At 53.4% G+C, this 11,675-nt stretch carries 9 protein-coding genes; all 9 read right to left on the bottom strand.

Features of this window, described 5'->3' with window-relative positions; translation table 11 throughout:
* Positions 1 to 279 precede the first annotated feature (279 nt).
* The 9 genes from BUB44_RS15920 to BUB44_RS14335 all read right to left on the bottom strand — a co-directional run bounded on the left by BUB44_RS15920 (position 280) and on the right by BUB44_RS14335 (position 11,319).
* Complete coding sequence (locus BUB44_RS15920; RefSeq protein ID WP_423219801.1) at positions 280 to 414, bottom strand: hypothetical protein; 135 nt, start codon at positions 412 to 414, stop codon at positions 280 to 282.
* 78 nt (positions 415 to 492) lie between these two features.
* The gene (locus tag BUB44_RS14375; protein ID WP_073167563.1) at positions 493 to 2,319 is read right to left on the bottom strand and encodes an SWIM zinc finger family protein; all 1,827 of its coding nucleotides are present in this window, start codon (positions 2,317 to 2,319) and stop codon (positions 493 to 495) included.
* 304 nt (positions 2,320 to 2,623) lie between these two features.
* The gene (locus BUB44_RS14365; protein WP_242655998.1) at positions 2,624 to 3,703 is read right to left on the bottom strand and encodes a mannose-1-phosphate guanylyltransferase; all 1,080 of its coding nucleotides are present in this window, start codon (positions 3,701 to 3,703) and stop codon (positions 2,624 to 2,626) included.
* Between the two features lie 432 nt (positions 3,704 to 4,135).
* On the bottom strand, positions 4,136 to 5,092 hold the full coding sequence (locus tag BUB44_RS14360) for an Rpn family recombination-promoting nuclease/putative transposase (protein WP_073167558.1): 957 nt from the start codon (positions 5,090 to 5,092) through the stop codon (positions 4,136 to 4,138).
* Positions 5,093 to 5,186: 94 nt separating this feature from the next.
* A complete protein-coding gene (locus BUB44_RS14355; protein ID WP_073167555.1) occupies positions 5,187 to 6,575 on the bottom strand; it encodes a phosphomannomutase/phosphoglucomutase in 1,389 nt (462 codons plus the stop codon).
* Between the two features lie 220 nt (positions 6,576 to 6,795).
* Positions 6,796 to 8,637, bottom strand: a complete 1,842-nt coding sequence (locus BUB44_RS14350; RefSeq protein ID WP_083543266.1) for a polysaccharide biosynthesis protein — start codon at positions 8,635 to 8,637, stop codon at positions 6,796 to 6,798.
* 121 nt (positions 8,638 to 8,758) lie between these two features.
* On the bottom strand, positions 8,759 to 9,967 hold the full coding sequence (locus BUB44_RS14345) for a DegT/DnrJ/EryC1/StrS family aminotransferase (RefSeq protein ID WP_083543263.1): 1,209 nt from the start codon (positions 9,965 to 9,967) through the stop codon (positions 8,759 to 8,761).
* Between the two features lie 60 nt (positions 9,968 to 10,027).
* Complete coding sequence (locus tag BUB44_RS14340) at positions 10,028 to 10,696, bottom strand: acetyltransferase (RefSeq protein ID WP_242655996.1); 669 nt, start codon at positions 10,694 to 10,696, stop codon at positions 10,028 to 10,030.
* Positions 10,697 to 10,698: 2 nt separating this feature from the next.
* Positions 10,699 to 11,319, bottom strand: a complete 621-nt coding sequence (locus tag BUB44_RS14335) for a sugar transferase (protein WP_073167553.1) — start codon at positions 11,317 to 11,319, stop codon at positions 10,699 to 10,701.
* Between the last annotated feature and the right edge of the window lie 356 nt (positions 11,320 to 11,675).

Here is an 11,675-nt window from a genome sequence, read left to right as displayed (position 1 = left end):
ATCGGTGAAGATTTCCTGCTGGAGAAACCTGATCTGGGTCAGGTCTATGGATCGGGCGGCTTCCGGAAAGAACAACTCCATGAATTCGGCAAAAATGTTTCCAGCAATTCTTTAAACAGGCGGTCATGGTCGATCTGATTTTCAGTCATCGAGCCGTCTCCTTATATTCTTTATGGTTAAAGTTTACATCAGGTCCAGAAGGGTTTCAAGAAGCACGGTCATTCTCCTTCTGGTACCTGCTTAAATTTTACACGGCCAGGTCAATCATGAAAACCCGCCTCAAGTCCCACCTTCATAGCCCTTCGGATGCCGCCGGTGCCACTCCCAGGCCGTGCGGACGATGGTTTCCAGGTCGCCGTAACGGGGGCGCCAGTCCAGCTCTTCCCTGATACGCCGGGAGGAGGCCACCAGCACCAGGTGGCACCATAGGGGTTGGTAGGAGCCAGGGGGTGGTCTTCCTCAATGGGCACCTGTACCGGCTTCGCCCCGTTTTTATAACCCCGCTCCGTCCAGCTCTTCCTGAAGCGCCGGAAAACGGGCATATTTTCTCCTCAACGCGGCGAAGTAATCTTCCCAGTTCTCCTGCGCGCCGGTGCGCTGGCAGAGAGTTTTAATCCGGCACAGGTAGCCTGCGGCTTCCCGGTAGGCCCCGCGCTGACGGCGTCCGATGGCCTCTTCCACCAGCTCTTTGTACAACGCTATGGCGTCTTCCGGCCGTTCTTTTTCAGCGGCCCCGGCCACCTTCTCCTTGTAATTACGCCATCCCCAACCGGAAACCCGGGGCAATAACTCCAGCGCCCTCGCTACGTCGCCCTCATGCAGGGCGATTTCAAGCAGCACGTGCGGTTTTTTCTCAATCTCCGGAGTGTGCAGTACTTCGGAGCGCACCTGTTCCCAAACACCAAGCTTTTTACTAATGTATTCCAGGTCTATGAACGATTTAACCCGTGGGTTCTGGAGAAAAACCCTGCGCTGCCACTTCAGGGCCGCTCCCCAATCTCCGTGTACCCGGTAATATTCCGCCAGCCATTCCACATAGCTCCAGTGGGAGTCAGCCCCCTCCGCCAGTTCGGTCAGCAGGGTTACGGCCTGTTCCCGGGCGCCAGCTTCCACCAGCTCACCGGCAAGCCTGGTAATCAAACCGGGTTTATCCAGGCAATGCTGCCGCGCAATGGTCACAGCCTCATCCGGTTTTCCGTCCCTGACCAACCACAGCATGCGCTGTTCCGGGGTGCCCAGTTCGCGGATGATATCGCCTGCTTCTTCATGCCGGCCGTGTTTCTCCCGCCAGGAGACAAGCATCCTGACCAGCATTTCCTTCTTCCAGTCATTGCTTTCCCCCATGGCCTCACGTATTCGTTCCTCGAGTACGGCCCATTCCTCTTCGGTGGCATGCTCCAGAATGGCGTCAAAGGCGCCGGACGCAAAGTCAATACCGCCCAGCCTGATGTCGGCCAGTTCGGCTTCCAGCAGCGTCTGCAGCCACTCCCGCCGCGTACGGGCGTCAGGCCGTCCCTGGGCCAGACACTCGCCCAAAAGTTCGGCGCAATCGCCGGCAACAACCGCGATGTCCCCCTCCTCGTCCATGAACTGAATATCCTCATATTCGGATGACAGCACGCTCAACAGGGCATGGCAAACCGTACCCGCGCCGAGCCAGTCTTCTTTTGCGGCCATACGTTCGGCCATGTTAAGCATTCCCCGTAAATCCGCTTCGATAAGGAGCGGATCCTCATGCCGCAGCACACGTAACGCCTGCCGGCGGCACGATGCCGCATCCACATGCCCCCGGGCTGCGGACGCCGACAGTTCCACCAGGGCCATCAAGGACGGTTCCCGTTCAATTATCTCACTAATTAAAGATATAAGCTCTTCCTTGCTCAGCCGGGCAAGCATTTCCTCCAGAGGTGCCAGTTCCCGGAATGACTCCGGCTCATGGACATAGGCAAGCAACAGGGCCACGATGTGCTTGCAGAACCCGCCCCGGGGGCAGGTGCAGGAAGCTTCCACAATGCCTTTGTCGCTAAACCTGACCCTGACCCTGTATGGCTGGTACCGGGAACCGCTACATTCCCCGCGCAGTTCCATCCCCTGGCGGACGGGGTCTATGATAGCTCCATCATTATAATAGTTCCTGCCGCGCTCAAAACTCTGAGGGTCCGCCATGTCGCGGATGTGGGATTCGGTTAGTCGCGGCAAATTATCCTTCTTTGTTTTGCTCTTTCTTCCAGTCATGGCCACACTACCTTTCAGGATTTGGACAAACTCATAAAAGTTGCCTATAGTAGAACAAACCACCTTCTCCACGGCTATTAGCATGCATCTAAGCTTTCCTTTCTACGGGTTCGATCTCATTCAGCCATTCCTTTATCCACCCGGTCATTGCTGCCTGTTTCATTTGGTACCAACGTTGGCGATATTGTCAACGAAGTCAGAAAGTCACGTGAGCTTATTCTCGAGCAATTCAAAGGTGATTTGGACAAATTCTTCAAGTTTATCCGTGAAGAAGAAAGCAAAAATCATGAGAAGCTTGCCAGCATTCCTCCCGCAAAGGGCATGTCGCCCAAAAAGGTAGTTGGATAAACATGCCGGCGGGGAAACTATAGGGAAGGCAGGGCCTTCCCTATAAAGCATCTTCGAGACCTGCTTCCTTAAGGGCGGCGGTGAGACGCTTCAGCTCCTGGGCGCGGTCCTTGCGGCACACCAGCAGGCACTCCCCGTCGTCCACCACTACCAGATTCTCCACCCCCAGGGTGGCCACCAGCCTGCCGGGGGCGTGGATGATGCTGTTGCGGGTTTCCAGAAAAACCCCCCGCGCCTCGATCACATTGCCGTTTTCCTCCGTTTCCCGGCACCGCTCCAGGGCCGGCCAGGAACCCACGTCGTCCCAGCCGAAGTTACCCGGCAGGACCAGCACGTTGGGGGCCTTTTCCATGACCCCGTAATCAATGGAAACCTTCGGCAGGCGGGGATATACACGGGATAAGACTTCCTGACAGGAGCCGCGGTCCATGGCCCGCCCTATTTCCGCCAGTCCGGCCGCCAGGGCCGGCAGGTGTTCCTCAATCAACCGGTAAATTAAATCAGCCCGCCAGATAAACATCCCGCTGTTCCACAGGTAACACCCCGCGGCCAGAAACTGCCGGGCCTTTTCCGGCCCCGGCTTTTCCGTAAACCTTTCCACCCGGTAAACTGGTATGTCTTCATGGTATTCGAGCAGCTCGCCCTGGCATATGTACCCGTACCCCGTGTCCGGCCGGGTGGGGGTAATGCCCATGGTTACCAGCCACTGGCCGCCGGCCGCCAGGGATACTCCCGCCTGCAGCACCGATTGAAACCGCCGCACATGGGCAATATAGTGATCAGCAGGCAGCACCGCCATTATCCCCCGGGGATCCTTTCGCAAAACATGGAGGGCTCCCAGACCCACGGCGGCCGCCGTATCCCGGCCGCACGGTTCGGCCACAATGTTTTCCGGCGGAATCTCCGGTAGCTGCTGGCGTACGGTTTCGATATAATTGATACCGGTAACGACCAGCACGTTCTCCGGCGGTACCAACCCTGCCAGCCGGTCAAAGGTAAGCTGCAGCATGGTGCGCTCCCCCACCAGGGAGAGGAACTGCTTGGGTCTATCCCGCCGGGAGAGGGGCCAGAAGCGCTCTCCCGCCCCACCGGCCATAATTACGGCATAAAACAAAAACACATCCCTCCGTACGGCGGGGCATACACCGCTTTGTGCAGTCCTTACCCCGGTCTTTATAGAAAATTGCCTCTGAAAACCTACGGCCTTGTGCCGTATGATGAAAGAGGCATCGCCCGGTAGGGCGATAAATACTTCACAAACATCTGTTTCCGTGGTATAATATTCCTGTGCTCTTTGACAATCAGTATGGGGTTGCAGCGGGTCAATGGGCCGCTGCGTAAAACTGATTCCCGAAAGAGACTGGTGCTTTGAAGTAAGCACGTATCTACGTAGCCAAATGGCGAAGTAGTAGACGCCCATGGACCGGGCCTTCCCGGCAAATGCCGGGATGTAGCTCACGAGGAAAGCGTAAGACCTGCGCTTTAGCAGGCAGCATTCCGATGACATGAGAAACCTTCGGGACGAAGCCCCCGGGCTTGTCCCGGGGGAGGTTCACCGCTCTCTAACGCCGTTATTGATGATGACCCGAGCTTCTTCCAGAGTGCTGGCGGCGAACAGCTGCTCCAGGATATAGTCCAGCGCTTCTAAATCGGTCATCCGCCAGACCTTTTGCTGCAAGTCGGCCGACTTATCCCCAAACTTACGGGACAGATATTTACAAATGATTTCCCGCGCTTTCTCCACACGCCCTTCCACACGGCCTTCGGCACGGCCTTCCGCACGGCCTTTTTCATGCCAGCTGGTAGTTATTTGCATAATGGCGTCAACCTCCTTTTTGTCCATTTTACCCAATTCACGGTAAAGTTGTTCTTCTTCCTCGCGGTTCAGCTTCAGGTAGGTCTCGAAAAAAACGGCCAGCAGTTCCATCCGCGCCGGGTCCAGTTTCATCCGTGCCAGCATGCGCAGGAATTCCAGCTTTACGCGAACCCTTTCTTCCGGCCTGAAGCCCATTTTGCTCAACAACGCCGCAGCTACCGGATTATCGCTAAGTATGTACTCCCGCCAGTCAAGTTTTTTCAGCTCCAGCTTGTAAAACCGGAAATTCAGGACATCCAGGAAGGGGAAGGCAATCCCGAAGCTGTCCGGTTCATCCCGTACCCGGTCGTAGCCGAACACGGCCACCGGTAATATCTTGCGCCGGTACTTCTCGTATAACCGGCTGAAGTAAACAAACATCCGCTCGTTAAAATTCTTTTGCACATACGATTGTGGTTCAATGTGTACCAGAATCAAACCGGGTTGGCCCTTGAGACTGGTTTCCACCAGAATGTCCACTTTGTGTCTGTCACCGGCTGTAACATCGGTGAAGATTTCTTGCTGGAGAAACCTGATCTGTGTCAGGTCTATGGATCGGGCGGCTTCCGGAAAGAACAACTCCATGAATTCGGCAAAAAATGTTTCCAGCAATTCTTTAAACAGGCGGTCATGGTCGATCTGATTTTCAGTCATCGAGCCGTCTCCTTATATTCTTTATGTTTACAGTTTACCTCAAGGTTCAGAAGGGTTTCAAGAAGCGGTTATTCTGCTTGCCGGCATCCCCCGGCTAAAACTCCCACTGGAAATCTTCCACCTGGGGGTGGGCGGTAATTGCCTTTTTCATTAGATCGCAGATCCTTTGCAAGCCTGCGGGTGTTTTCGCCTCGCAGCGGGCCACCAGCACGGGCTGCGTGTTGGAAGCGCGCACAAGTCCCCACCCGTCCTCAAATACTACCCGGGCACCGTCCACGTCAATAACTTCGAACTGGCGCTGAAACTCCTTGACAAGTTGCTCTACAACGGCAAATTTAACTTCGTCCGGGCAGGGGATGCGGGTCTCCGCCGTTGAATAATATGCCGGCACATCGGCCAGGAGCAGGGAAAGGGGTTTTTCCGTATTGGATAAAATACGCAAAAGCCTCCCGGTGGCATATAGCGCATCGTCATAGCCGTAATATTCGTCGGCGAAAAACATGTGGCCGGACATTTCCCCTGTAAAGGGGGCGTTAAGTTCCCGCATTCTGGCCTTGATCAGGGAATGCCCGGTGCGGGAAAAAATGGGCTTCCCCCCAAGGCGGGTGGCCTCCTCCACCAGGCTCTGGGAGCACTTGACTTCCACCAGCACCGGGGCACCGGGGAAGCGGGGAAGGATTTCGCGCCAGAAGAGGATCATCAGCTTGTCCCCCCAGACCACGTTTCCCCGGTCGTCCACAACCCCCAACCGGTCGGCATCCCCGTCGTAGGCCACGCCCAGATCCGCCTCCTCCTCAAGAACTTTTTTTTGCAAATCGAGGAGGTTGGCCGTTTTTACCGGGTCGGGGTGGTGGTGGGGAAAAGCCGGGTCGGGAGTACAATAAAGCTCTATCACGTTACAACCCCAGCGGCGCAAAAGCTGCGGCGCGAAGTAACCCGCCGTACCGCTGCCGCAGTCCACGACCACTTTTAACTGGCGGGGACCAAGCTTAATTTTATCAGCCAGCATTTCCAGGTAGGCGGGAACAACGTCAGCAGTTTTAATTTTCCCCAGGCCGGCGGCAAAGGAACCGAGCAAGCAAATCTCCTTAAGCTTCTGGATTTCCTTCCCGTAGATCGTTTCCGCACCGCCCGCAGCGAGTTTAAATCCGTTTTCCTCCGGCGGGTTATGGCTGCCGGTGACCATCACGGCACCCTTCACGCCCAGGTAATGGCGGGCGAAGTAAACCACGGGGGTAACCACCAGGCCCAGGTCAAGAACATCACATCCCGCCGACAACAGCCCGGCGCAAATACCGTCCCGCAGTTCTCCGGAACTGGCCCGGTTGTCCCGGCCCACCACCACCTCTTTCAATCCCTGTTCCCGCAGATAGGTGCCGAAAGCCATTCCCAGAATACGGGCGGTTTCATAATTCAGGTCTTTTCCCGCCACGCCCCGGATGTCGTATTCCCGGAAGATTGAGGGGTTTAAGAAAGGAGATATGTCGAAAAAACCTCCCTACATCACAAAACTATTTTCCCTTATAAAGTATCTTCGAGACCTGCTAAACTGCCGGGCCTTTTCCGGCCCCGGCTTTTCAGTAAACCTTACCACCCGGTAAACTGGTATGTCTTCATGCAACACTCCTGAGCACCCGTTTATGACTATGATATGCGGGATAAAAAGAAAAAAGGAAATTTCATTCTGTTTGCAGTTTTTAAGTCTACCCTACCTGGGCTACTTTATTCCACTTCTCTTTCCGGAAATTTGGAATTAATCCCTGTAATAAAGCGACCGCTTCCTCTTCGGATAACCATCCGGCATTACCCAACACGCTGAGGAAATGGTTCAACTTGGCAGAGTCCACCGGTTCCGGCCGGGCTATAAAAATGCGCTCGTGGCGGGTGGAATTCACTTTTTCCGCACTCGTCAGCAATTCTTCCGAAAGCTTCTCCCCGGGCCGGACGCCCGTAAAAACGATCTCGATATCTTCCCCGGGCTCAAAGCCGGAAAGGCGGATCATGGTTTCGGCCAGCTCGACAATCTTTACCGGCTCACCCATATCCAGCACAAAAATTTCCCCGCCGCGGGCCATGGCCCCCGCCTGAATAATCAGCTGCACGGCCTCGGGGATGGTCATAAAATAACGGGTCATTTCCGGGTGGGTCACCGTTACCGGTCCGCCGGAGGCAATCTGCTTCTTAAATATAGGCACCACGCTGCCCCGGCTGCCCAGCACATTACCGAAACGCACCGCCGCAAAACAAGTTTTGCTTTTTAAAGCCATCTCCTGCACAACCATTTCGGCAACCCGCTTGGTGGCGCCCATAATGCTGACCGGATTGACCGCCTTATCCGTTGAGATCAACACAAATGTCCGGACATTACAATCATGGGCCGCCCTCGCGACATTAAAGGTCCCCCACACATTGTTCTTTAAAGCCTCAAAGGCATTCTCTTCCATAAGGGGAACGTGCTTGTGCGCTGCTGCGTGGAAAACAACGTGGGGCCGGTGAACCACAAACAACCTGTTTATGGAAGCCGCATCACGCACATCAACAATCGCCGGAGCAAGCTCAAGCTCCGGGTAACCTTGGGACAACTCCCGGTGAATTTCAAAAATACTGTTCTCCCCATGTCCCAATAAAATCAGTTTTCGAGGATTAAACTGGGCTATCTGGCGGCAAAGCTCAGACCCGATAGAGCCCCCTGCCCCGGTAACCAGCACGGTCCTGTCCTCCAGATAACCGGCAATTTCCTCCAGGTTCACCTTCACTGGCTCCCGGCCCAGTAAATCTTCCACTTCAACGTTGCGAATCTGGCTGACCGTTACTTTCCCGTCAATCAATTCGTAAATTCCCGGCAAAATCCGCAGCTTGGCCCCCGTAGGGCGGCAAATCTCCACAATTTCCCGGATCACCCTCCCCGGAACGGAAGGCATGGCAATAATGATTTCCTCTATGGCGTACCTGTCCACCAGGCGGGGAATATCTTCGCGCATACCTAACACGGGAAGGCCGAATAACTGCATTTTTTGCTTGGCCGGATCGTCATCGACAAAGCCGACCGGCACGTGATGATGATTGTTCTGGTTGTTTAGTTCCCGCGCTACCGCCGCGCCCGCTTCGCCGGCACCTACAATCAAAACCGGACGACCTGCGCGGAGCCTGCCAAAATGGATTTCCCTGTTTAAAAACAAACGCCACGAAAAACGAAAACCGCCGATCAAGACTACATTCAGCAACCAGGCGATGATAAAAACGGTGCGCGGCAGGGGAAACTTGCCGCCCTCCATATAAAAATAGGCAAGAGAAATGTTTACAAAGACGCCTGCGGTGACGGCTCCCACAATCGAAAGTAAGTCGCTCACGCTGGCGTACTGCCACATCCTGGCATACAAGCCGAAGGCATAGAAAGATATCAACCACACCAGCGTGAAAAGTAAAGCCATAGAACGATAAGAAGCATAGTACTGCGCGGGGATGTTCCCGTCAAAACGCAACCAGAGCGCCAAAAGCAGGGCCATGTTAACCAACACGGCATCCACAACTATAAAAATAAACATCCGCCGGTAACGGGCCAATGCCTGTCCTCCTTAAAAGCTTCGCTTCTGTCATCTTCTCTTATGGCAAACCTATCCAAGTTATTCGACAATAAAATTCCATTTCCTTCTCTTAAGGTAAAGCTTACCGTGTAGCGACCCGAAGAACCTTTTCTACGGCACGGCATGTATCGTAAATATCTTTCTCCGACAGGGTGGGATGGACAAGAAACATTAAAGAAGTCTCGCCCAGTTCTTTTGCTACTTTTAAACGTTCAGGCGGGCGCAGTCCTTCTTTTTCAAAAGCCTTCTCCAGGTAGATCTCGCTGCAAGAACCGGTATAGCACGGTATCCCTTCAGCACATATGGCCGCCATCACCCTATCTCTATCCCACCCGCTTTTTAGGGCTTCAGGACGGATGAAAACATAATATTTGTAATAGGCATGTTCAATTGATTCCGGCGGCGGGGTCACCCGCAGGGCCGGTAAATTTGCAAAGCATTCCGTGAGTATGGCCGCGTTTCTCCGGCGAATCTGCAACCAGCCTGGCAGCTTTCGCAAAGCCACCCGCCCGATGGCCGCCTGCATTTCGGTCAACCGCCAGTTGGTGCCGAAAGATTCGTGAAGCCAGCGAAAGCCGGGGGGGTGCTGCCGGTGATAAACGGCCTCGTAACTCTTGCCGTGATCCTTATAGCTCCAGGCCTTTTCCCAGATTTCCTTACTGTTGGTAGTAAGCATCCCGCCTTCCCCGCCCGTGGTGATAATCTTATCCTGACAAAAGGAGAAGGCGGCAACGTCACCCAGGGAACCTACCGGACGCCCCTTATAGGTGGCCCCATGGGCCTGGGCGCAATCCTCCACAACAAAAAGCCCCTTTTCCCTGGCCAGTTCGAGGATAGGGTCCATATCACAGGGCCATCCCGCCAGGTGCACCGCAATGATGGCTTTCGTCCTGGGCGTTAACGCCGCTGCAACGGTTTCAGCGGTTATATTCTGGCTCACCGGATCGACATCGGCTATAACGGGCCTGGCGCCCCGCATGACGGCGCAACTAGCCGAAGCAATAAAAGTGCGGCTGGTCACAACAACATCGTCCCCCGGACCGATACCCAGGGCATAAAGGGCCAACTCCAGCGCAACCGTTCCATTGGCGACGGCCACAGCATACTTGCAGCCGGTAAACGCCGCAAATTCCTGCTCGAACAGCCGCCCCTCCTCGCCGGTCCAGTAATTTACCCTGCCGGATTTCAGCACCCTTTCAACTGCTTTAATTTCATCCTCTTCGAAATAAGGCCAGGGGGCAAGAGGTGTTTTCCGAATGGGGCTTCCCCCCTCAAGGGCAAGTAAAGTCAAGGATAGTCACTCCCGTTATCCTTTCTATAGTCGATTATCATATAAAGTCGGCAACATTTTTTATGCCTCTATTTTATGAAATTTTATAGGCTTAGCCGGAACGCCCACGGCAGTACAATAGGGGGGGATATCCCGGACTACAACAGCTCCTGCTCCGATTATTGACCATTCACCGATTTCTATTCCCTGAATAACTACAGTTTTTGTCCCAATTTCACAACCGGTTCCAATTTTAACGTTCCCGGATAAACTGACATTCCAAAGCAGGGTACTATAATCTTTAATAATAACATCGTGCCCAAGACCACAATTGGGATTAACACTCACATGATTCCCGATAAGAACATCAACGCTGAGGAGATTCCCAGCACAAATTATATTCCCCGTTCCTAATTCCACATACTGTGACATCTTCACTGAGGGATGAATCAAATTCGTGAATTGCAAACCACATTCAGCAGCCTTTTTTACAAGATTAATTTTCGCGTAAGGGCTCCCCACGGCACACACCGTATACACCGGTTCATCAAACTGCCGGTTTACTAAAAAACCGAAATCGCCCAGCACAGGATAACCGTTAAGCACCTTGCCGTGATTAACCGGGTTTTCATCAATGAACCCCAGCAACTCCCATTCCTTTTTTACTGCATTTATATCTTCGACCAGCCAGGCCACTTCCCGGGCAAAACCCCCGGCACCAATGATCACCAATTTTTTCAAAAAGATCACCCTCAAGTCTGATAATGATTACCTTTTTGCCCCATAAATTCCGGCATGGTGGCATGCCCCTGTGCGCTAATACCTTCACGTTTTAAGACCTTAACTAAAGTCAAACACAGGATTTTTACATCCAGCCACAAACTCCAGTTATCCACATACCATACATCAAGCTTGAATTTTTCCTCCCATGTAATCGCGTTTCGCCCGTTTACCTGTGCCCACCCCGTAATGCCCGGCTTTACCTCATGCCGGCGGGCCTGCTCCGGGGTGTAACGCTCAAGATATTCCATTAAAAGTGGGCGCGGCCCCACCAGGCTCATATCCCCTTTTAGAACATTAAAAAGTTCTGGCAATTCATCCAAACTGGTACTACGCAGAAAACGCCCTAAACGAGTCAGACGCTGCTCGTCCGGCAATAGGTCGCCCCTGCTGTCCCGTTCTTCCTTCATGGTTCGAAACTTATATATAACAAAAGGTCTCCCGTGCAGACCAGGGCGAACCTGCCGGAATAACACGGGCCTCCCCATATTCAAACAAATAAAGAGAGCAATTAAAAGCATTACCGGTGCCAAAAGGGCAAGTCCTACCACTGCCCCAATAAAATCCATTAGTCTTTTAAAGAAAAATCTCATAATTGATAATCACACCTCTCTCAATAAGGTTGAATAATCTTCGTTAATCTCACAATTTCAGCCATTTTCATTTTTCAGCAGGGCTATGACTGATAATGATGCCCAGTTATGCCTTTGTCTGGAAGGTGGTGTATACAGAAATACCAGGGCTGCTTGTGTGACAATTTTTCGCGCGCTCTTTTCTCCACACTTTACCCTGGCGATATACCCTCTCATGTCTCCCGGGATACCAATAACCGTGCCGGTTCCGGACTTTCCTTCGTCCCACCTGTCCAGGGGTGGAGGCCATTGTGCTACCTAACAGGGTCTACTTACCCTCATGGTTTGATTTTTGGCTCTCCGCGCTGCATGATTGT

The organism is Desulfofundulus australicus DSM 11792 (assembly GCF_900129285.1).
Taxonomy (GTDB): Bacteria; Bacillota; Desulfotomaculia; order Desulfotomaculales; family Desulfovirgulaceae; genus Desulfofundulus; species Desulfofundulus australicus.
This window is presented reverse-complemented; position numbering and strand designations above follow the sequence as displayed.

Coding starts and splice junctions, on each gene's coding strand:
- BUB44_RS14375 (WP_073167563.1), bottom strand. CDS start 2,319: ATGCTAATAGCCGTGGAGAAGGTGGTTTGTTCTACTATAGGCAACTTT.
- BUB44_RS14360 (WP_073167558.1), bottom strand. CDS start 5,092: ATGACTGAAAATCAGATCGACCATGACCGCCTGTTTAAAGAATTGCTG.
- BUB44_RS14350 (WP_083543266.1), bottom strand. CDS start 8,637: ATGTTTATTTTTATAGTTGTGGATGCCGTGTTGGTTAACATGGCCCTG.
- BUB44_RS14335 (WP_073167553.1), bottom strand. CDS start 11,319: ATGAGATTTTTCTTTAAAAGACTAATGGATTTTATTGGGGCAGTGGTA.